The organism is Amycolatopsis sp. NPDC049159 (genome assembly GCF_040648295.1).
Taxonomy (GTDB): domain Bacteria; phylum Actinomycetota; class Actinomycetes; order Mycobacteriales; family Pseudonocardiaceae; genus Amycolatopsis; species Amycolatopsis pretoriensis_A.
In genome coordinates this window covers 124569-145122 of sequence record NZ_JBEZDL010000016.1, presented here as the reverse complement: position 1 = coordinate 145122, position 20554 = coordinate 124569, and the positions used below count along the sequence as shown (strand labels likewise).

The following is a 20554-nucleotide window of genomic DNA, read 5'->3' as shown; positions in this document are numbered from 1 at the left end:
GGACTGCTCCCAAAGGTACAGACCAGCCGGAGCATTTGGAACTATCCTTAACGAAGGGCCTGCCGGATGGCGTCCAGCACGCTCGGGTCCTCGATCGTCGACGGCACGGCTTCGTCGCGGCCGTCGGCGATCGCGCGCATGGTCTTGCGCAGGATCTTGCCCGACCGCGTCTTCGGCAACGCGTCCACAATGGACACATCGCGGAACGCGGCGACCGGCCCGATGTCCCGGCGGACCATGGCCACGAGCTCGTCGCGCAGCTGCTCCTCGGGGATGTCCGCGCCCGCCTTCAACACGACGAACCCGCGGGGCAGCTGGCCCTTGAGCTGGTCGGCGACGCCGATCACGGCGCACTCGGCGACCGCGGGGTGCGCGGCGAGCACCGCCTCCATCGACCCGGTCGACAGCCGGTGGCCGGCGACGTTGATGACGTCGTCGGTGCGGCCCATGACGAACAGGTAGCCGTCTTCGTCGACGTAGCCGGAGTCGCCGGTCAGGTAGTGGCCCTCGTAGCGGGAGAGGTAGGCCTCGCGGTAGCGCTCGTCGTCGCCCCACAGCGTCGGCAGCGAGCCGGGCGGCAGCGGCAGCCGCACCGTGATGGCGCCTTCGCGGCCGGGCGGCAGCTCCTCGCCCGCCTGGTCGAGGATCCGGACGTTCCAGCCGGGCACCGGCTTGGTCGCCGACCCCGGCTTGACGGCCATCGGCTCGAGGCCGCGCGGGTTCGCGGCGATCGGCCAGCCGGTCTCGGTCTGCCACCAGTGGTCGATCACCGGCACGCCGAGCTTCTCGTGCGCCCAGTGGAGGGTCTCCGGGTCGAGCCGCTCGCCGGCCATGAACAGCGTCTTGAACGCCTTCAGGTCGTACTTCTCCAGCTCGCGCGCGTCCGGGTCGACCTTCTTGACGGCCCGCAACGCGGTCGGCGCGGTGAACAGCGCCTGGACGCCGTGTTCGGCGATGACCCGCCAGAACGCCCCCGCGTCCGGCGTGCCGACCGGCTTGCCCTCGTACACCACCGTCGTGGCGCCGACGAGCAGCGGCGCGTAGACGATGTAGGAGTGCCCGACGACCCAGCCGACGTCGGACGCCGTCCACCAGACGTCGCCGGCGTGGACGTCGTAGACCGCGTCCATCGAGTAGGCGAGCGCGACCGCGTGGCCGCCGGTGTCGCGCACGACGCCCTTCGGCTTCCCGGTCGTGCCGGACGTGTAGAGGATGTACAGCGGATCGGTGGCCGCGACCGGCACCGGATCGACCGGGTCCGCGCCCGCGGCCAGCTCGCGCCAGTCCCGCTCGCGCCCTTCGAGCGTCGCCGGGGCCTGCTCGCGCTGCAGCACGACGACGTGGTCCGGCTGGTGCTCGGTCAGCTCGAGCGCGGCCCGGATGATCGGCTGGTACTCGACCACCCGCGTCGGCTCGATGCCGCAGGACGCCGCCAGGATCACCTTCGGCTTCGCGTCCTCGATCCGCGCGGCCAGCTCCTTGGGCGCGAACCCGCCGAAGACCACCGAGTGCACCGCGCCGATCCGCGCGCAGGCCAGCATCGCGATCGCCGCCTCCGGCACCATCGGCAGGTAGACGATGACGCGGTCACCCTTGGTGACCCCCAGGGAGCTGAGCGCGCCGGCGAACCGCGCGACCGTGTCGCGGAGCTCTTCGTAGGTGTAGGTGCGTTGCCGTCCGGTCACGGGAGAGTCCCAGATCAGTGCGGCCTGGCCCCCGCGCCCGGCCTCGACGTGCCGGTCCAGCGCGTTGTACGAGGTGTTCAGCTCGGCGTCCGGGAACCACCGGAAGAAGGGCGGGTCCGACTCGTCGAGGGCCCGGGCCGGGGGCTTCGTCCAGCTGATCGCACCGGCCGCGGCCAGCCAGAACGCTTCCGGGTCCCGCAGGCTGTGCCGGTAGGCCTCGGAGTACGCGCCCATTGCCGCTCCTTCGCGTCGAACGTCCGCCGGACCCCATCATGGCGCGCGAGCGGCGAGCCCGCCGGATTCCAGGCACGCTGAAGACCCGGCAACCCCACGGCCGCCGGCTGCGTCCTAAGCTGGACCGCGGGGAAATGCCGCGAGACGGTGAGAAGTGAACACGGACAGTGAGGGGATCCGGCGGTGAACGGACTCGCGAGCGCGTTGCTCTCGCTAGCCCATTCCTTGTTCGGCCCGGGCTTCTGCCCCGGCGACTGGGTCTGGGCCACGAGTGCGGCCGGCGCGCTCGTCGCGCTGCTCCCGCCGATCGGCGCGCTGGCGGTGTCGATCATCCGCAAGGGCACCGGCAACCGCTACGACGCCACGACGTTGTCGGTGTTCGGGGCGATCGGCCTGGTCAGCGCGCTGATCCTGCCGTGGCTGCTGTCCAACGGCATCTCGGGTGTCTTCCGCGCCGAGCGGGCGGGCACGAAGTCCGGGCTGCCGCGCGCGGAGGCCGCGACGCTGGCGAGCGGCTCCTGCTGGGTGGACACGCAGAAGGAGTACCTGGGCGGCGGCCCGAACGTCTACGAGGTGCTGTTCTACAAGAACAACGCGGCCTTGCCGACCTTCGTGTACGTGGCCGCGTTCATCCTGCTGCCCGCCGGCTCGCTGCTGTTCGTGATGCTGCAGGGCCGCACCGCTTTCCGCCGCGGCCCGAAGTGGCCGTCCCGGTTCTTCTGGATCCCGTTCGCCGCGATGCTCGCGTTCAGCGTCGGCATGGAGGCGAACACCGCGCTGCACTTCTGGCTCGGCTTCCTGCCGTTCAGCGTGCTGGGCCTGATCCCGGTCGCGATGGTCGGGCCACCGCCGTGGTCGGTGATCAACCGCTCGGACGCGCCGCCGCGCCGTGAACCCGAGCCGTACCGGCCGCCGCCCCCGTCGCCGTCCCAGATGCAGCCCCGGCCGACCCCGCCGCCGCCACCGCCGCCGCCGGTCAACAAGCCGTACCCGAAGACGGCGCTGGCGTCGGCACCGGAACCGCCGCCGATGGCGGGCGCGCTGGCCGCGGCCCCCGGGCCGATCCCGCCGCCGCCCGGCTCCCGCAACGCCGGCGGCAGCCGCTACCGGCGCGTCAAGCAGCTCGGCGCGGGTGGCTTCGGCACGGTCTGGCAGGCCGTCGACACGCAGCTGAACCGCACGGTCGCGCTGAAGATCGCGCACGCGCCGGACCGCGACACCGCCGAGCGCATGCAGCGCGAGGCCCGCGCGCTGGCCGTGGTCAGCCACCCGAACTGCGTCAAGGTGTACGACCTGGCCGAGGAACCGGACGGCCTCGCGCTGGTCATGGAATACCTCGAAGGCCGTCCGCTGGCCGAGCTGGTCGACGGCCAGGGCCCGCTGGACGACGTCGCCGCCGGCCGCCTGTGGGCGACGATGGCGGGCGCGCTCGCCGCGGCGCACGAGAAGGGCGTCCTGCACCGCGACATCAAGCCGTCGAACATCGTGCTGGACCCGAGCGGCCTGGCCCACCTGATCGACTTCGGCATCGCGCGCAGCCAGGGCGATTCGAAGATGACGGCCACCGGGATGATGATCGGCACGCCCGACTTCGTCGCCCCGGAGCAGGCCATGGGCTCGGCGGCGTCCCCGGCGTCCGACGCGTGGCAGCTGGCGGCGACGATCAGCTACGCGCTCTCCGGCCAGCCTCCGCGCGGCACGCGCGAGACCCCGATGGCGGCGTTGATGGCGGCGGCCCGTGCGGAGCCGGTGTCGCGGCTGCCTCAGCGGAGCGCGCACGCGCGCCTGCTGGCGGCTTCGTTGGACCCCGAGCCGCGGCGTCGTCCGACGTTGACCTCGGTGCGCCGCGAGGTCGAGGGCTGGCTGTCCCGCGCGGGCAAGTCCGCGGACGGCCCGGTGACCCGCGTGGTGCCGCGGCAGCCGGGTGGCCAGGTGCCCCGCCGCTAGCCAGGCTTCACCGCTTCGAAGAGCACGAGCTGCTTCGGCTCCAGCCGGACGTCGACCTGTTCGAAGCCCGCCTTCTCGAGGCGGGCCGGGAACGTCGCCGCGTCGACGACGTTCATCGTGTCGCCGACGTGCAGCAGGCGGAACCTGAGGTTGAGCTGGCCGTCGCTGCCGCAGTAGGTGCCGCCCGGGCGCAGGACCCGGGCCGCTTCGGCGAAGATCGCGTCCTGCAGCTCGGCGGTCGGCACGTGGTGCAGCATCGTGAAGCACACCACCGCCGAAAAGCGGCCGTCCTCGAACGGCATTTCGGCGCCGCTGCCCTCGACGACCTCGGCGCGGTCGCCGAACTTCGCGCGCAGCAGCTCGGTCGACGCGGGGTCGATCTCCAGCACGGTCAGCTTCGGGACGGCCTCGAGCAGCACCCTTGTCGTGGCGCCGAAGCCGGGACCGATCTCGAGCACGTCGTCGCCGAGATCGCGGTCCGCCAGCCAGGGCGTCAGGCGCTCCTCGACGGTCGCGGCCCACTTCTCCGAGCTGCAGATCTTCCGGTGGATCAGGTTCATCGGCATGCGTCCGACGCTATTTCGGCGCGGGCGTGGCCGGAAGCCGATAGCGTGCCAGGTGATGTCGTCAACCGGTCAAGCGATGCTGCTCGGCGAGTTCGACCTGCCCGCCGGCACCTGGTTCCCCTGGCACGAACACCCCGTGCACCAGCTGGTCTGGTCGGCGCGCGGGGTCGTCGCGGTCAAGTCCGGGGACGCGGGCTGGGTGCTGCCGCCGACGCGCGCGCTGTGGATGCCCGCGGGCGTCCGGCACCGCACCGGCGCGCTCGGCCGGGCAGCGCTGCGGGGCATCTACGCCGACCCCGCGCTGTCGCCGGTGTCGTGGCCGGAGCCGCGGGTGGTCGTCGTCCGGCCCCTGCTGCGCGAGCTCCTGGAGTACCTGACCGGCGCCGGTGTCGCGCCGGCCGCCCGGGTGCGTGCCGAAGCGGTGGCGTTCGACCTGCTGGAGCCGCTCGACGTGGTGCCGATCGCGGTACCGCCGCTGACCGACCCGCGCGCCCGAGACGTCGAGCGGGTCCTGCTCGCGAACCCGGCCGATCCCCGCACGCTCGCCGAGTTCGGCCGGGCGGTCGGCGCGTCGGAGCGGACGCTGGCGCGGGCGTTCGCCCGCGAAGGCCGGATGCCGTTCGGGACGTGGCGCACGCAGGTGCGGCTGCGGGCGTCGCTGCCGCTGCTGGCCGCGGGCACGCCGCTGGCGACGGTGGCCCACCGCGTGGGCTACAGCTCGGCGAGCGCGTTCGTGGCGGCGTTCCGGCGCGCCGTCGGGGTCACGCCGGTGGCCTACTTCGCGGGCTAGCTACCGCCAGGAGGGCAGCCAGCGTTCGGCTTCCCACTGGCCGTTCGTGATCGCGATGCCGTTCAGGATCGGCCACAGCCAGGCGAAGTTCGCCACCACCAGACCGACGTACAGCGACACCACGAGCAGGCCGGTCCCGCGTCTCTCGAAGCCGCGCCGGGCGCTGCCCAGGATCTGGCCGAGGCACAACGTCAGGCCCAGCACCAGGAACGCGGCCAGCGGCGTCGCGTAGAAGAAGTACATCTGGCGGTCGATGTTGGTGTACCAGAAGACGTAGCCGCCGAGGTAGCCGACGAGCACGGCCGCGTAGCGCCAGTCCGCGCGGAAGATCGAGCGCCAGGCCGCCCAGCCGAGCATCGGGATCGCCGCCCACCACATGGCGGGCGTGCCGATCAGCATCGTCGCGCTGATGCAGCGGGACTCGCCGCAGCCGGTGGCTTCGCCGTTGTAGCTGTAGAGCATCGGGCGCAGGCCCATCGGCCACGTCCACGGCTTCGACTCCCACGGGTGCGGGTTGTCCTTGGGCGTGACCAGCGTTTCGTGGAAGTGCAGGACGTTCGCCGTGTAGTCGCCGAGCGAGCGCAGCGCCGGCGGCACCCACGCGAAGGCGCCCGGCGCGATGTCCTTGATCTCCGTGTAGTGCCGGTCGGTGGCGGTCTCGCTGGCGAACCACGCCCAGAACGCGGCGAAGTACATGAGGAACGGGATGACCAGGATCGCCCACAGCGCGGGCAGCACGTCCCGGCGGATCGTGCCCAGCCACGGCCGTTCGACGCCGGCCGCGCGCCGCGCCGCGACGTCGAAGAACACGGTGAGCAGCCCGAACGCGACGATGTAGTACAGCGCCGACCACTTGACGCCGAAGGTGAGCCCGATCATCAGGCCGGCCGCGAACCGCCACCAGCGGAAGCCGAGTTTCGGCCCCCACACGGACTCGTTGACCCAGCCTTCGCGCACGGCCGTCGCGAGCCGCTCGCGCACCTGGTCGCGGTCGGCGAGCACGCAGGCGAACGCGGCGAGCACGAACAGCGCGATGAAGATGTCCAGCATGCCCATGCGCGACTGCAGGTGGAGCACGCCGTCGCTGATCACGAGGATGCCGGCGATGGCGCCGAGCAGCGTCGAGCGCGTGAGCCGGCGCGCGATCCGGATGGTGAGCAGGATGATCAGCGTCCCGGCCAGCGCGGGCATGATCCGCCAGCCCCAGCCGTTGTAGCCGAACAGCCATTCGCCGATCGCGATCAGCTGCTTCGCCAGCGGCGGGTGGACGACCAGCTCGTAGCCGTAGTTGTCCTCGTAACCGCCGTTGCGCAGCACCTGCCACGCCTGCGGCACGTAGTGCTTCTCGTCGAAGACCGGGCTGCCCTTGTCGGTCGGCACGCCGAGGTTCTGCAGCCGGACGATGCCGCCGATCACGGTCAGCACGAGGGTGACGATCCAGCCGCGCAGCCGGTCGGTCGGCATGCCGCGGCCGAGCAGGGTCACTTCGCGGTCGGTCGGCGGCCGGAGCGCCTCGACCGGGTCCGGCCGGACGCTTTCGTCGTCGGGACGGGTCAGCACGGCGGTCACGGGGGCGATCCTACGGGCGGGACAGGGCGTCCGTCGTCCGGATCCGCTGATCAGCCTAGGCTGGCCGGGTGAGTCCCTCGCTGCTTCCCGGTCGTCTCGTGCTCGCCGCGACCCCGCTCGGCGACGTCGGCGACGCCTCGCCCCGACTGGCGGAAGCACTGGCGGAAGCCGACGTCATCGCGGCGGAGGACACCCGGCGGCTGAAGTCGCTGGCGTCCGCGCTGGAGGTCTCCCCGCGCGGCCGGGTGGTGAGCTTCTACGAAGACGTCGAGACGGCGCGGCTGCCGAAGCTGATCGAATCGTTACGCGCGGGCGAGACGGTCGTGCTCGTGACCGACGCCGGTATGCCCAGTGTGTCCGATCCGGGCTTCCGGTTGGTGGCGGCGTGCGTCGCGGAGGACCTGCCGGTGACGTGCCTGCCCGGGCCGTCCGCGGTGACCACGGCGCTCGCTTTGTCCGGTTTGCCGTGCGACCGGTTCTGCTTCGAGGGGTTCGCGCCGCGCAAGCCCGGCGAGCGGACCCGGTGGCTGACGTCGTTGCGCGACGAGCCGCGGACGGCGGTGTTCTTCGAGTCCCCGCACCGGCTGGCGTCCTTGCTGGCGGACGCGGCTTCGGTGCTGGGCGGCACGCGGCGGGCCGCGGTGTGCCGGGAGCTGACGAAGACGTACGAAGAGGTGAAGCGGGGGACGCTCCCCGAGCTGGCCGCCTGGGCGGCCGACGGGGTGCGCGGGGAGATCACGGTGGTGCTCGCCGGTGCCGCGCCGCGGGAGTTTTCGGTGGCGGACCTGGTGCCGGAGGTCCAGTCCCGCGTCGCGGCGGGCGAGCGCTTGAAGACCGCGGCGGCCGAGGTCGCCGAAGCGACGGGCGTGTCCAAAAAGGAGCTTTACGACGCCGTGCTGGCGGCGCGGAAGGCCGAGTGACGCCGGAGTTGCGCGCCGCGCTGAGGGAGCTTCGGCGGGTGCGGGCCGCGAAGCCCGGTGAAGAACTCGGCACCGCGGCCTTCGCGGCCTGGCGGGTGGCGATCGCGGAAGCGCTCGAAGCGCTGGCCCCTCTCCTGCTCTTCGCCGAAGACCGGGAGTGGGCCGCGGCGGAAGCACGCGCTTCGCGGGCCGAGGCGGCCGGGCTCAGGTGAGGAGCGCCGTCACCGCGGCGTGCGCCTTCGCCGCGTCGGGGGCGTCGCCGGTGATCACGTCCGTGTACACGAACGACTCGCCGATCCGCACCAGCAGGTAGGCCAGGTCCGGGACCGGCAGCGGCGGGACGAGCCGCCCCGCCGAGACCTCGCCCGACAGCAGCTCCACCAGTTTCGCCGTCGTCCGCTGCTGGCAGACGCTCGCGCGGGTCGTCAGCAGCCGCAGTGCGCGTTCCGGCTCGCGGCGCAGGAAGTCGCGGAACGGCGGGGAGTCGTTCGCGAACCCGACGTAACCGCTCACGAAGTCCGCCACCCCCGCCGCGCCGCGGCCCACGCAGGACGGCCACAGCCGGGCGATCGACGCCGCCGACAGCGACCACAGGATCTCGCCGAGCAGCCGGTCGCGGGAGCCCACCCGGCGGTGCAGGGTGGCGCGGCTGATGGACCGGTCCTCCGCCAGCTCGCCCATGTCGACCCGGCGGCCGGCCAGGAACCACTCGCGTGCCCGCTCGAACTCCTGAGACATATGCCAGAATGTCTCACAGCCACGACGGAGAGGGAACACGACATGCGCGCAGTGCAGGTGACCGAGTTCGGCGGACCCGAGGTGCTCACGCCGGTCGAGCTGCCCGACCCGGTGGCCGGGCCCGGCGAGGTGCTGATCGCCGTCGATCGCGTCGGCGTCAACTACGCCGACACCCACCAGGCCGAAAACAGCTACCTCGCGCCGTCGAAGCTGCCCCTCGTCCCCGGCGGTGAAGTGGTCGGGACCCACGACGGCAAGCGCGTCGTCGCCCTGCTGAACGGCGGGGGCGGGTACGCCGAGCGGGCCGTCGCGCCCGAGGGCACGACCTTCCCGGTGCCCGACGGCGTCGACGACCTCACCGCGCTGTCCATGCTGGTCCAGGGCACCACCGCGTGGGTCCTGCTGCGCCGCAACGCCCACCTCGAGAAGGGCGAGTCGGTCGTCGTGCACGCCGCCGCCGGCGGGGTCGGGACCATCGCCGTGCAGCTCGCCAAGGCCTGGGGCGCGGGCCGCGTGATCGCCACCGCCAGCAGCGAGGAGAAGCGCGCCCTCGCGCTGGAGCTGGGCGCCGACGTCGCGATCGACTCGCGCGCCGGGGACATGACCGCCGCGCTGATCGAAGCGAACGGCGGCCGCCGCGTCGACGTCGTGCTCGACATGGTCGGCGGGACCACCACCGACCAGAGCATCGCCGCGCTGGCGCCGTTCGGCAGGCTCGCGTTCTACGGCATGGCCGGGCGCGAAAGCCCGAAGCCGGTCGAGCTGCGCAACGTCCTCGGCCACAGCACGACCATCAGCGGCATGTGGCTGCCGCACGTCTTCCGGCTGCCCGGCAACGTCTTCGGCACCGCGCTGAACGACCTCTTCGACCTCGTGCTGGCGGGCCGGCTCAAGGCCATCCCGGGCGGCGAGTACGCGCTGGCGGACGCCCGCGCCGCGCACGAGGCCCTGCGCTCCCGCAAGACCGTCGGCAAGCTCCTGCTCGACCCCGGCAAGTAGTCGTGAGTGTTCAGGGCGGTTCCCACCGCCCGCTCGCCACCGGCTCGTGAGTGTTCAGGGCGGTTCTAACCGTCCTGAACACTCACGACCGGCTGGACCACTGCTCGCGGGTGATGGCGTACTCGACTTCGCCGTGCTCGCTGCCCGGGGCGCGCTCGTGCTCGGGGAACTCCTCGAAGTACGTGCGGACGAACGTCATCCCCAGCTTCTCCATCACGCGCCGCGACCGCTGGTTCACCGTCATGGTGAACGCCGTCACGCGGGTGACCCCCAGTTCGGTGAACCCCTTCGCGAGCAGCGCCGCCGAGCCTTCGGTGCCGTAGCCCCGCCCCCAGGCCTTGCGGTGCAGCCGGTACCCCAGCTCCGGCTCGTCGGGCGGGTCCTGCGGACGCGGGCGGAAATGGAACCACCCCAGGAAATCGCCGGTCCGCTTCTCGATGGCCGCCCAGAACCCGTAACCGGGGAAACGCTCGTAGTAACCGAGGAACGCGGGGAGATCGAGGGTGACGATCTCCGTGCGGTCGGCCGGCAGGCCCCCATTGAGGTACTTCATCACGTCCGCGTCGTCGTAGAGCTCGAAGAGCGCGTCCGCGTCGTTCTCGGTGAACCGGCGGAGGATCAGCCGCTCGGTTTCGAGGAATACGTGCATCGGGTGATGCTGGCAGTGACCCCAGTGCGTGGCAACGAAATTACGCGGCGATGGCGAGGACTTCGCCCAGCGCCTGCGAGCCGGCCTCGGTCAGCAGGGCGGGGACGCGCTCGCCGCACTTGCCCGGGTGGGCCGGGGCGATCATCCCGAGCCGGGCGAGCCGGTGCACGGTGGACTGGTCGCAGCAGCTCAGGCCGTCGATGAAGAGGTCGGGCTCGCAGCTGCAGCTGATTTCGGCGCGGCCCCCGGCCACGGCTCTCAACGTGGCCCGCTCACGATGGTTCAATTCGGTGATCATGGCGGTGCCTCCTTCCGTCTCGCTCATTAGACGCCTCACCACCGACAGTTTCCGCCTCTGAGCGTGCGAACCCGGGTATTTCAGGGGTTCACGTAGGGGTGGCGTGTCGCGCTTTTCCGGGTGATCCCCGGATACCCCTAAGCGAGCGGTTCAAGCGTCGTCTTGCGCAGGTGGCGGAAAACGATCGACGTGCGGAACCCCACGATCTCCCGGCGCAGCGCCAGCCGGTCGGTGAGGAAAGCGTGCAACGCGTCGATGTCCGGCGTGGTGACTTCGATCAGGAAATCGTCACTGCCCGCGGTCACGTACACGGAGAGCACTTCCGGCAGTTCGGCGATCGACCGCTGGAAGGAGTCGATGACCACCCGGCTCAGCGGCCGCACCTGCGCCGTGACCAGCGCCCGGACGCCGCGGTTGAGGCTCGCCAGGTCGATGTCGGCGTGGTAGCCGCGGATCACGCCGCGTTCGCGCAGCAGCCGGATGCGTTCGAGGCACGTCGAGGGCGCGATGCCGACCTTGCGGGCGATGTCCCGGTTGGTCTGCCGCGCGTCTTCCTGCAGGTGCCGCACGATCGCCGAATCAAGTTCGTCGAGCACCGTGACCTCCTCGTCGGGACCGAATTTCGTTCGGTACGACCGCCGCACCGCCGACGATCACTCTAACTTCGGCTGCCATGACCGCACATGAGCACCTCCTCGCCCGGCGTGGCCGTCGATCCGGCATCACCACCATGGTCGCGATCCACTCGACCGCGCTCGGCCCCGCCGTCGGCGGCTGCCGCTTCAAGCCCTACCCCACGATCGAAGAAGCCGTCGGCGACGTCCTGCGGCTGTCGGAGGCCATGACGGCGAAGTGCGCCGTCGCCGGGCTCGCGTTCGGCGGCGGCAAGAGCGTCATCGCGCCGGAGCCCGGGCGGGTCCTTTCGCCCGGGGAGCGCCGGGACGTCCTGCTCGACCACGCCGACCTGATCGCCGAGTTCGGCGGCGCGTACCGGGCCGGCCCGGACGTCGGCACCGGCCCGGCCGACATGCTGGTGCTGCGCGAGGCCTCGCCGTACGCGTTCTGCACGCCCGAGTCCGCCGGCGGAACCGGTTCCTCCAGCGGCCCGACCGCCGTCGGCGTGCTCGCGGCGCTGCGGGCCGCCCTCGGCACGGCGGACGTGACGGGACGCCGGGTGGTGATCAGCGGCTACGGCTCCGTGGGCGCGCACCTCGCGGCGAGCCTGCACGCGGCCGGCGCCGACGTCGTCGTCTCCGACATCGACCCCGCGAAGCGCGCCGACGCCGAGAAGAGCGGCCTGACCTGGACCGAACCCGGGAAAGCGCTCACCCTGACCGCCGACGTGCTGATCCCGGCGGCGGTCGGCGGCGTGCTCAGCCCCGAGACGGTCGCCCGGCTCGACACGCCGCTCGTCGTCGGGCCGGCCAACAACCAGCTCACCGCCGGCACCGTGGCCGACGACCTCGCCGCCCGCGGCGTGCGGTGGATCCCCGACTACGTCGCGAGCGCCGGCGGGATCCTGTACACACTCTCGCGCGAGGCGGAGGGCTTGGACCACGAGGCCGCGCTCGCCCGCGTCGAGACGATCGAGCAGACCGTCACCGATCTCCTGAAGGCCGCCGACGCCAACGCGACCACCCCGCTGCACGAGGCGGCCGCGCTGGCCGGGCGACGGCTCACTTCTGGTGCGGCGCCACGTACTCCCTGAAGTTCACGGCCTTCCGGCAGCCTCCCGCAGCGTCGCGAACACCTCGGGTGATGTCGTGAAGTCGCCGAGGCGGACCGGCTTGCGGTCGCCGTGGAAGTCGCTCGACCCCGTCGTGAGCAACCCCAGGTCCGCGGCCACTTCCCGGAGTCGCGCGCCGACCTCCGGTGGCTGCTCCGGGTGGTCGACCTCGATCCCGGCGAGCCCGGCCTCGGCCAGCGTGGCCAGCTGCGTGTCGGAGACCTCGGCCCGCCGCTTGACCGACCGCGGGTGGGCGAGCACCGCGACACCCCCGGCTGCCCGGACCAGCCCGATCGCGTCCGCCGTGGCCAGGACGTGCTTGGGCACGTCCGCGCGGCCGCCGTCGGCGATCCACTCCGGGGTGAAGGCGTCGGTGATGCCCACGGCGGCCAGCGCCGCGGCGATGTGCGGCCGGCCGAGCGGCGCGCCCGCGGCGATCTCCTTCACTTGCGAAAGGGTGATCGGCGCGCCCAGCTCCCGGCATCGCTCGACCATCCGCACCCCGCGCCGGTCGCGGTCGGTGCGGATCAGCTCCAGCTCGGCGGCCAGTCCCGCGTGCCCGGGATCGACGAACAGCCCCAGCAGGTGCACCTCGGCGTCGTCGAGCCGGCACGAGATCTCGACGCCGGGGATCAGCTCGATGTCCGAAGCAGCGGACGCCGCGGCCAGCCCCGCGAAGGTGTCGTGGTCGGTGAGCGCGAGTACCGTCAGTCCGGCTTCGGCGGCGAGCCGGGGGAGCTCCGACGGCGGTGTCGTCCCGTCGGACGCCGTGCTGTGCGCGTGCAGGTCGATCGTCACCCGGCGGAGGATCTCACAGCCGTCGCACCCGGTGTGGCTCCCGACATACCCCGCTGGAGAGGTACGCGGGCGCCCGGTCGACTTGAATGGGGGTGTGGAGATCCTCACCGACGCCGCCACGCTCGCGCTCTACACGACCGACGCGTCCAACTACCGCCACGTGCCGCGCGGCGTGGTCCTGCCGGAGTCCGTCGACGACGTCGTCGCCGCGGTCGCCGAAGCCCGCGCCCGGGACCTGCCGGTGATCGCGCGCGGCGGCGGCACGAGCGTCGCCGGGAACGCGTGCGGGCCCGGGCTGGTCATCGACGCGTCCCGCCACCTCGGCGGGGTGCTCTCGCTGGACCCGGACACCCGGCTCGCGCGGGTGCTGCCCGGGACCGTGCTCGACGACCTGCAGGCGGTCGCGGCGCCGCACGGGCTGCGGTTCGGGCCGGACCCGTCGACGCACAGCCGCTGCACGATCGGTGGGATGATCGGCAACAACGCGTGCGGTTCGCACTCGGTGGCGTGGGGGCGCACGGTCGACGTCGTCCGCTCGCTGGAGGTGCTGCTCTACGACGGCACGCGGCTGCGGGTCGGGCCGGACGAGCCCACCGAAGGCCGGATCTTCGACGAGCTGCGGGCTTTGGTGCGCGACAACCTGGCGTTGCTGCGCAAGGAACTCTCGACGTGGCCGCGCCGCGTTTCCGGCTACGGGCTCGAACACCTGTTGCCGGAGAACGGCTTCGACGTCGCCAAGGCGCTCGTCGGGAGCGAGGGCACGTGCGTGACGATCCTCGAAGCGACCGTGTCCCTCGCCGAGCTCCCGGACCGGAAAGTGCTGGCGGTGCTGGGTTTCCCGTCCGACATCGCGGCGGCTGACGCGGTGCCGGCGATCCTGCCGTGGTCGCCGCTGACCGTCGAAGGCGTGGACGCCGAGCTGGTCGCGATGCTGCCGGGCCGCGCCGCCGACCTGCCGCCGGGTGGGGCGTGGCTGTTCGTCGAGCTGGCCGGGGACGACCCGGCTTCGCGGGCACGAGCCTTGGCGGCGTCCCTCGATCTGACGGGCTTCGCGATCGTGGACGACCCGGCCGCGCAGCGGGGGCTGTGGCGGATCCGCGAGGAGGGCGCCGGGCTCGCGACGCGGCTCGCCGACGGTTCGGAAGCGTGGCCGGGCTGGGAGGACGCCGCCGTCCCGCCCGAGCGGCTCGGCGCGTACCTGCGCGAGTTCAAGGAGCTCATGCGGGCGCACGGGCGTCGCAGCGTCGTGTACGGCCACTACGGCGAAGGCTGCTTGCACCTGCGGCTCGACTTCGACCTGCTCTCGGCTTCCGGCGTGGCGGACTTCCGGCGGTTCCTGGAAGAGGCCGCGGACCTCGTCGCGGCGCACGGCGGTTCGCTGTCCGGTGAGCACGGCGACGGCCAGGCGCGGTCGGAGCTGCTGTCCCGGATGTACAGCCCCGAGATGATGGACGTCTTCGCGCGGTTCAAGGGAATCTTCGACCCGGCCGGGCGGATGAACCCCGGTATCCTGGTGGCGCCCCGGGCGATCGACGCGGACCTGCGCGTGCGCTCGGCGGCACCGGCCATCGAGGACGCCGTGTTCCTCGGCTACCCCGAGGACCGGGGGAGTTTCGGGCAGGCGATGCGGCGCTGCGTCGGCGTCGGGAAGTGCCGCAACACCAGCGGTGGCGGCGTGATGTGCCCGAGCTACCGGGCCACCCGCGAGGAGCAGCACTCGACGCGCGGGCGCGCGCACCTGCTCGCCGAGATGATCAACGGCGAAGTGATCAAGGACGGCTGGCGATCGTCCGAAGTGCACGATGCCCTCGATTTGTGCCTGTCCTGCAAGGGATGCCTGTCGGACTGCCCGGTCGACGTCGACATGGCGACGTACAAGGCGGAGTTCCTGCACCAGCACTACCGGCGGCGGCTGCGCCCGGCGTCGCACTACTCGATGGGCTGGCTCCCGATGTGGCTGCGGCTCAGCGCGCGGGCACCGCGGCTGGCCAACTTCGTCGGGCGCTCCCGCTTGGCGGGCCTGGTGAAACGGCTCGGCGGGATCGCGGCGGAACGCGATCTGCCGTCGTTCGCGCCTTCGCCGTTCACCCGGTCGCGGGCCGATCTGCGCCGCCGCGCCTCGGGCGAGCGCCGGGTGGTGCTGTGGCCGGACTCGTTCAACAACTACCTGACGCCGTCGGTGCTCGACGCCGCGTACGAGGTGCTCACCGCGGCGGGCTACGACGTCGTGCTCCCCGACCGCGGAGTCTGTTGTGGACTGACGTGGGTGTCGACGGGCCAGCTCGGCGTCGCCCGGCGCGTGCTGGACCGGACCCTGGACGTGCTCGCGCCCTACCTGGCGGACGGCTACGAGGTGGCCGGCCTGGAACCGAGCTGCACGGCGCTGTTCCGCGGCGACCTCCCGGCGCTCATGCCGGGTGACGAGCGGGCCTCCTTGCTGGCGTCCCGCACGTTCACCTTCGCGGAGCTGCTGGAGCGGGCGCCGATCCCGTTCGCGGCGCTGGACGTGGACGCGATCACGCAGGTGCACTGCCACCAGCACGCGGTACTGGGCTTCGGCCCCGACGAGTCGGCCCTCGCGGCGGCGGGCGTCCGCAACACGACACTGGACTCGGGGTGCTGCGGCCTGGCGGGCAACTTCGGCTTCGAGCGCGGCCACTACGACGTGTCCAAAGCGGTGGCGGAGGACCGGATGTTGCCCGCCATCCGCGCGGCTTCCCCGGAGACGGTGGTGGTGTCGGACGGCTTCAGCTGCCGGACGCAGATCGAGCAGGAGTCGGGCCGCCGTCCGGTCCACCTGGCCGAGCTACTGCGGCGCGCCTTGCCCTGAGCCCCACCAGGTCGTCGCCAGTGCGTTCAGCGTAGGTGCCGGGGGTGCGGGCATTTCCCTGAAGTACCAAGGGAAGTTGCTGTAGACGTGCAGCAGCGCGTACGCCAGGCAACGGCGGGGATCGACCTGCTGACCGTAGCCGTCGAGGAACCGGTGCAGGAGGTCGCCGTCGCCGCTCGTCACGAACAGGCCCACCGCCACGAAGTCGTACTCCGCGGCGCCGCGCATCGCGGGTTCGAAGTCGAACAGGCCGGTGATGCGGCCACCGTCGAGCATGACGTGGTCGCGCATGAACTCCGTGTGCAGCGGCACGACCGGCGGCGTCCCGAGGTCGACGGCGTCGAGGAACGCCGGGACCTGCGCCACCCACGTCTCGTCCAGCCCGGTCCGGCGGTGGTGGGCGACGGCCTTTTCGCGTTGTCCGGCGACGAACGCGGTCCAGCCGGCCGGCGGGAGCGCGGCCAGTCGCGGGTCGTCGAGCGCGTGCAGCGTGGCCAGCAGCTCGCCCAGTTCGGGCATCAGCCGCCGCCTGTCCTCAGTGGACAGTGCGGGCCAGGCTTGCTTGAGCGTCTGTCCGGGCAGGCGTTCCATCAGCAGCCAGCCCCAGCCGTCGTGCTCGCCCGCGTCCTTCAGCGCCGGCGTCGGCAAACGGCCGTGCAGCACTTCGAGCGACGTGCGTTCGGTGGTGAGCTCGTCGCGGTACAGCGGCGGGTACAGCTTGAGGACCAGGTCGTCGCCGACGGCGTAGACCGGCAGCGAGCCCTCGGTGAACGGCACGACGTCGTCGCGGCCCAGCAGGCCGGTGACCGCGGGCAGCAGGCCGGCGCGGGTGAGCGCCGCGAACCCGGCCTCGGTCGTCGCGGGCGGGAAGGGCACCATGATCCCGACGGTAGGGCGGGTGTCCAGCGGTTATTCGCTGCGCTCCAGCAGCGTGCGCGTCGCGGTGAGCACGAGGCGGCAGACCTCCTCGGGGTCGGCGCTGGCCAGCGGCTCCTTGCCGGAGATCTCGCGGACCAGCGCGATGCCCATCAGCCAGGCGAGCGCGAGGTCGGCGCGCAGCTCGGCGTCCGGCGCGTCGGTCAGCGTGGCCAGCACGCGGGCGTACTCCTCGCCGATCTCCTGCCGGATCGCGGCCGCGACGCCGTCGCTGCCCGACGAGCGCAAGTACGTTTCCAGCGTCCGGTTCCGCGCGCCCTCCGGCGCCAGCATGCTGAGCAAGGAAGCGCTGAAGAGCCGCTCGGGCGGCGTGGCGGCCAGCTGTTCGCGCCCGTTGCGCGCGATGACCGCCTCGAACAGCGCTTCCTTGCTGCCGAAGTACCGGAAGAGCAGCGACTGGTTGACCCCGGCCTGCTTGGCGATGTCCCGCACGGTCGTCCGGTCGAACCCGCGCTCGGCGAACAGCTTCGCGGCGGCGTCCAGCAGCGCCAGCCGCGTCGCGGCCGCGTCCCGCTTCCGGCCGGGCTGTTCGCTCACCGGTGCAGGCTAACCGGCAAACCGGACGCGCGTGCGCCCGCCCTTACGAGCCGGTGAGGCGGATCGCGGCGGCCGGGCAGGTCAGCTCGGCCTGGCGGACCGCCTCCTCCTCGCCCGCCGCCGGTTCCCCGGTGAGGAGGACGACCGTGCCCGTCTCCTCGTCCTGGTCGAACGTGCCCGGCGCGAGCAGCACGCACTGCCCGGAAGCGACACAGCTGGCGGTGTCGGCGGTGATCTTCATCGGCTCACCACTCCACGGGGACGCGGTCGACGCCGCCGGCGACGCGGTTGGTGCGGACCGGGATGTCGTCGATCCCGACCGCGAGCCGCAGGCCCGGGAAGCGCCGGAACAGCTTCGGGAACACCGTGCGCAGCTCGGTGCGGGCCAGGTTGGCGCCGATGCAGACGTGGGCGCCGGTGCCGAAGGCGAGGTGCACGTTCGGCGTCCGGTCCGGGTCGAACTCGTCGGGGTCGGCGAACACGGCCTCGTCGCGGTTGGCCGCGTCGCTGGAGATGAGGACGGCGTCGCCGCGGGTGATCCGGGTGCCCGCGACCTCGACGTCCTCGTGCGCGTAGCGCAGCAGGCCGGTGCCGCTGGTGGCGGTGAGCCGCAGGATCTCCTCGACGGTCTGCGCCACCTGGCCCTCGGGGTCGGCGGCGAACCGGTCGCGGCGGGCGGTGTCGGTGAGCAGGAACAGCGTGCCCATCGCGATCCGCGTCGACGTCGTCTCGTGGCCGGCGAACAGCAGCCCGGCTCCCATCCGCGCGAGGTCGTCGTCGGTGAACGTCGGGTCGTCGGCCTGCACGGCGACCATGTCGGAGATGACGTCGGGCTGCGGGTCCGCGCGCTTGGCCTCGGCCAGTTCCGTCATGTAGGCCTTGAACTCGGTCATCGCGGCCTGGGCGTCTTCGCCGCCGTCCATCATGGCGATCCGCTCGGACAGGCCGCGGAACTTCTCGCGGTCCTCGTAGGGGACGCCGAGCAGCTCGCAGATCACCAGCACGGGCAAGGGGAACGCGAGGAAGTCGGTGAGGTCGACCGGCGCGCCGGGATCGGCGTCGCGCGCGGCCTGCAGGTCGTCGAGGCAGCGGTCGGTCAGCTCGGCGATCCGGTCGCCGAGGGCACGCATGCGCGGCGCGGAAAAGGCGGGCGCGAGCATCCGGCGCATCCGCTTGTGCTCGCGCTCCTCGCTTTCGAAGTCCCCGCTCGGGCCGTCCTGCACGGCGGCGTAGGAGATCCGCGACGCCTGCTCCGGCGCCGGGTGCGACCGCCCGAAGCGTTTGTCGCGGAAGACTTCCTTGGCCTCCTCGTACGAGGTGATGAGCCACGCCGGATCACCCGCCGGGGTGAGCACGCGGCTCACCGGCGCCTGCCGTCGCAACGCTTCGTAGTCCGGCGCGATCTCGAGCGCGTTGCCGCGGGAGAAGGGGAGCCGAGGCGTCTGTTCGGTGGTGGTCATGCGTCGCTCCTGGGGTCGCGGTTCAGGTCGGAAAGCCAGCGGAGTTCGGCGTCGAACCGCCCGAGCACGTGCCGCAGCGCGGCCCGGCTCCACGGATCGGCCTGCCCGGCGGCGAGCTCGGTCAGCCGCCGGTGCTCGGCGGTCAGCGCCCGTTCCCGGACTTCGAGCACCCGCGCCCGTTCTTCCGGGCGCAGCCACCCGAAGTTGCCGACGCGCGCCAGGAATTCCTCCTGGCTGAGCGCCAGCTCGGGCGGGAAGTCCGCCAGCATGTCGTGCAGCAGCTCCCGCCCGACATCGGTGACGGTGTAGACGTGCCGCGGCGGCTTGGCCTCCTGCTCCTCGGCACTGCGGCTCACGGCGCCCGCGTCGACGAAGCGCCGAAGCGTGGGGTACAGCGAGTTGTTCGACAAGGTGTGCCCGGTCGAGGACTCCACGGCTTTGCGCAGTTCATAGCCGTGCATCGGTTCGCGGGCCAGCTTCGACAGCAGGAGGATCTCGATCCACACCTAGGTCACCGTAACCTAGTCCTTGGTGACCCGGCAATGGCTCACGGTGACAGGTGGGCGGAAACTTTCCGTTGCCGTGGTGACTGTTCGTACCCGGATCGGCGCTCGACGTGAGCCCTTGTCCTGTGTAGCGTTGTAAGCAGCTGCTTACAAACCTGGAGCACGGGGGTTCCGCATGACAGTCACCCACACCGAGCCGCTCTCGTACCCCTTCAACGAGGAGGCGGGCCTCGACCTCAACGAGGCCTACGCGGCCGCTCGGGCAGGCGAAGGCATGGTCCGGGTGAAGATGACCTACGGGGAGCCGGCGTGGCTGGCCACCCGGTACGCCGACGCCCGGCTCGTGCTGGGCGACCGGCGGTTTTCGCGCGCGATGGAGAAGGAGAAGGACGCGCCGCGGCGCATGCCGGTGCAGCGGGACGGCGGGATCCTGCAGATGGACCCGCCGGACCACACGCGGCTGCGGACGCTGGTCGCGAAGGCGTTCACCATGCGCCGCGTCGAACTGCTGCGGCCGCGCGTCGCTTCGCTGGCTTCGGAGCTGATCGCGGACATGAAGGCGGCCGGTGCGCCCGCCGACCTCGTCGACGCCTACGCGCTGCCCATCCCGGTCGCGGTGATCTGCGAGCTGCTCGGCGTCCCGGTCGCCGACCGGCCGAAGTTCCGCGTGTGGAGCGACGCCGCGCTGTCCACCAGCGGGCTCACGCCCGAGGAGTTCGAGCGCAACCGCGAAGAGCTGCGCGACTACATGCGTGGCCTGATCGCCGAGCACCGCGCGGCGCCGCAGGACGACCTGATGACCGCGCTCATCGAGGCCCGCGACGTCCGCGACCGGCTGACCGAGCTGGAGCTCGTCGACCTCTGCGTCGGCATCCTCGTCGCCGGGCACGAGACGACCGCGAGCCAGATCCCCAACTTCGTCTACGCGCTGCAGGACCAGCACGAGCACTGGGAGCGGCTGGTCGCCGAGCCGGACCTGATCCCGGCCGCCGTCGAGGAGCTGCTGCGGTTCGTCCCGCTCGGCGCGGGCGCCGGCTTCGCCCGTTACGCCACCGAAGACGTCGAGGTCGGCGGGGTGCTCGTGCGCGCCGGCGAGCCGGTGCTGGTCGCGGTCGGCGCGGCCAACCGCGACGGCCTGCAGTTCGAAGACGCCGAGGAACTGCGCTTCGACCGCGGGGACAACCACCACCTCGGCTTCGGTCACGGCGTCCACCACTGCCTCGGCGCGCCCCTCGCGCGGCTCGAACTGCAGGAGGCGCTGCGCGCGTTGGTCACCGAGATGCCGGGCCTGCACCTGGCCGGCGATATCGTGTGGAAGACGCAGATGCTCGTCCGCGGACCGCGGTCGATGCCGATCGGATGGTGA

Annotated in this window: 21 protein-coding genes; 8 read left to right on the top strand and 13 right to left on the bottom strand. The window is 72.2% G+C overall.

Annotation, left to right across the window (positions count from 1 at the left end; genetic code table 11):
* Positions 1-47: 47 nt before the first annotated feature.
* Positions 48-1919 carry a propionyl-CoA synthetase gene (locus AB0B33_RS28300; protein WP_360777195.1) on the bottom strand — a complete coding sequence of 624 codons (1872 nt, stop codon included), beginning with the start codon at positions 1917-1919 and terminating at the stop codon, positions 48-50.
* A 183-nt stretch (positions 1920-2102) separates the two neighbouring features.
* On the opposite strand from AB0B33_RS28300, the gene AB0B33_RS28295 reads away from it, so the two are divergent.
* Positions 2103-3866 carry a serine/threonine-protein kinase gene (locus AB0B33_RS28295; protein WP_360777193.1) on the top strand — a complete coding sequence of 588 codons (1764 nt, stop codon included), beginning with the start codon at positions 2103-2105 and terminating at the stop codon, positions 3864-3866.
* Here the strand turns inward: AB0B33_RS28295 and AB0B33_RS28290 are convergent.
* Entirely contained in the window at positions 3863-4432 is a 570-nt protein-coding gene (locus AB0B33_RS28290) for a class I SAM-dependent methyltransferase (RefSeq protein ID WP_360777191.1), read from the bottom strand. The two genes, AB0B33_RS28295 and AB0B33_RS28290, sit on opposite strands and share 4 nt — an antisense overlap.
* Before the next feature lie 76 nt (positions 4433-4508).
* Here AB0B33_RS28290 and AB0B33_RS28285 point away from each other — a divergent pair, with 76 nt between their 5' ends.
* The gene (locus tag AB0B33_RS28285; RefSeq protein ID WP_360777359.1) at positions 4509-5222 is read left to right on the top strand and encodes a helix-turn-helix transcriptional regulator; all 714 of its coding nucleotides are present in this window, start codon (positions 4509-4511) and stop codon (positions 5220-5222) included.
* On the opposite strand, the gene AB0B33_RS28280 is transcribed toward AB0B33_RS28285, so the two are convergent.
* Positions 5223-6791: a phospholipid carrier-dependent glycosyltransferase gene (locus AB0B33_RS28280; protein WP_247018264.1), complete on the bottom strand. Its 1569-nt coding sequence runs from the start codon at positions 6789-6791 to the stop codon at positions 5223-5225. It abuts the gene before it with no gap.
* 80 nt (positions 6792-6871) lie between these two features.
* Between AB0B33_RS28280 and rsmI the strand changes: the two genes are divergently transcribed.
* Positions 6872-7711 carry a 16S rRNA (cytidine(1402)-2'-O)-methyltransferase gene (gene rsmI, locus AB0B33_RS28275; protein WP_247025504.1) on the top strand — a complete coding sequence of 280 codons (840 nt, stop codon included), beginning with the start codon at positions 6872-6874 and terminating at the stop codon, positions 7709-7711.
* Positions 7708-7923 carry a hypothetical protein gene (locus tag AB0B33_RS28270; protein ID WP_360777189.1) on the top strand — a complete coding sequence of 72 codons (216 nt, stop codon included), beginning with the start codon at positions 7708-7710 and terminating at the stop codon, positions 7921-7923. The genes rsmI and AB0B33_RS28270 overlap by 4 nt, the downstream gene beginning before the upstream one ends.
* On the opposite strand, the gene AB0B33_RS28265 is transcribed toward AB0B33_RS28270, so the two are convergent.
* Positions 7916-8449, bottom strand: coding sequence for a QsdR family transcriptional regulator (locus AB0B33_RS28265; RefSeq protein ID WP_247018268.1), 534 nt, complete (start codon positions 8447-8449; stop codon positions 7916-7918). The genes AB0B33_RS28270 and AB0B33_RS28265 overlap by 8 nt on opposite strands.
* A gap of 42 nt (positions 8450-8491) precedes the next feature.
* Here AB0B33_RS28265 and AB0B33_RS28260 point away from each other — a divergent pair, with 42 nt between their 5' ends.
* A complete protein-coding gene (locus AB0B33_RS28260) occupies positions 8492-9448 on the top strand; it encodes an NADPH:quinone oxidoreductase family protein (RefSeq protein ID WP_247018269.1) in 957 nt (318 codons plus the stop codon).
* Between the two features lie 82 nt (positions 9449-9530).
* Here AB0B33_RS28260 and AB0B33_RS28255 read toward each other — a convergent pair whose 3' ends face one another.
* From AB0B33_RS28255 to AB0B33_RS28245, 3 genes are all read right to left on the bottom strand, one after another.
* The gene (locus tag AB0B33_RS28255) at positions 9531-10097 is read right to left on the bottom strand and encodes a GNAT family N-acetyltransferase (RefSeq protein ID WP_360777186.1); all 567 of its coding nucleotides are present in this window, start codon (positions 10095-10097) and stop codon (positions 9531-9533) included.
* Positions 10098-10137: 40 nt separating this feature from the next.
* Complete coding sequence (locus AB0B33_RS28250) at positions 10138-10395, bottom strand: hypothetical protein (RefSeq protein WP_247019972.1); 258 nt, start codon at positions 10393-10395, stop codon at positions 10138-10140.
* Between the two features lie 137 nt (positions 10396-10532).
* Positions 10533-10991 (bottom strand): Lrp/AsnC family transcriptional regulator, encoded by a 459-nt coding sequence (locus tag AB0B33_RS28245; RefSeq protein ID WP_360777184.1) that lies wholly within the window; start codon positions 10989-10991, stop codon positions 10533-10535.
* Positions 10992-11068: 77 nt separating this feature from the next.
* Between AB0B33_RS28245 and AB0B33_RS28240 the strand changes: the two genes are divergently transcribed.
* A complete protein-coding gene (locus tag AB0B33_RS28240; protein ID WP_360777182.1) occupies positions 11069-12103 on the top strand; it encodes a Glu/Leu/Phe/Val dehydrogenase dimerization domain-containing protein in 1035 nt (344 codons plus the stop codon).
* A gap of 3 nt (positions 12104-12106) precedes the next feature.
* Here AB0B33_RS28240 and AB0B33_RS28235 read toward each other — a convergent pair whose 3' ends face one another.
* Positions 12107-12919, bottom strand: a complete 813-nt coding sequence (locus AB0B33_RS28235) for a PHP domain-containing protein (RefSeq protein ID WP_360777180.1) — start codon at positions 12917-12919, stop codon at positions 12107-12109.
* Between the two features lie 94 nt (positions 12920-13013).
* Here AB0B33_RS28235 and AB0B33_RS28230 point away from each other — a divergent pair, with 94 nt between their 5' ends.
* Positions 13014-15749, top strand: coding sequence for an FAD-binding and (Fe-S)-binding domain-containing protein (locus AB0B33_RS28230; protein ID WP_360777178.1), 2736 nt, complete (start codon positions 13014-13016; stop codon positions 15747-15749).
* Here the strand turns inward: AB0B33_RS28230 and AB0B33_RS28225 are convergent.
* Genes AB0B33_RS28225 through AB0B33_RS28205 form a run of 5 tightly spaced genes read right to left on the bottom strand, consistent with a single transcriptional unit; the run spans position 15726 to position 19188 of the window.
* Positions 15726-16628, bottom strand: a complete 903-nt coding sequence (locus AB0B33_RS28225) for an aminoglycoside phosphotransferase family protein (protein ID WP_360777176.1) — start codon at positions 16626-16628, stop codon at positions 15726-15728. The two genes, AB0B33_RS28230 and AB0B33_RS28225, sit on opposite strands and share 24 nt — an antisense overlap.
* Before the next feature lie 30 nt (positions 16629-16658).
* The gene (locus AB0B33_RS28220) at positions 16659-17222 is read right to left on the bottom strand and encodes a TetR family transcriptional regulator (RefSeq protein WP_360777174.1); all 564 of its coding nucleotides are present in this window, start codon (positions 17220-17222) and stop codon (positions 16659-16661) included.
* Positions 17223-17265: 43 nt separating this feature from the next.
* Entirely contained in the window at positions 17266-17463 is a 198-nt protein-coding gene (locus AB0B33_RS28215) for a ferredoxin (protein WP_360777172.1), read from the bottom strand.
* Between the two features lie 4 nt (positions 17464-17467).
* Complete coding sequence (locus AB0B33_RS28210) at positions 17468-18682, bottom strand: cytochrome P450 (protein WP_360777170.1); 1215 nt, start codon at positions 18680-18682, stop codon at positions 17468-17470.
* Positions 18679-19188 carry a PadR family transcriptional regulator gene (locus tag AB0B33_RS28205; RefSeq protein WP_247019989.1) on the bottom strand — a complete coding sequence of 170 codons (510 nt, stop codon included), beginning with the start codon at positions 19186-19188 and terminating at the stop codon, positions 18679-18681. The genes AB0B33_RS28210 and AB0B33_RS28205 overlap by 4 nt, the downstream gene beginning before the upstream one ends.
* Positions 19189-19363: 175 nt before the next feature.
* Between AB0B33_RS28205 and AB0B33_RS28200 the strand changes: the two genes are divergently transcribed.
* Positions 19364-20554, top strand: a complete 1191-nt coding sequence (locus tag AB0B33_RS28200; protein WP_360777168.1) for a cytochrome P450 — start codon at positions 19364-19366, stop codon at positions 20552-20554.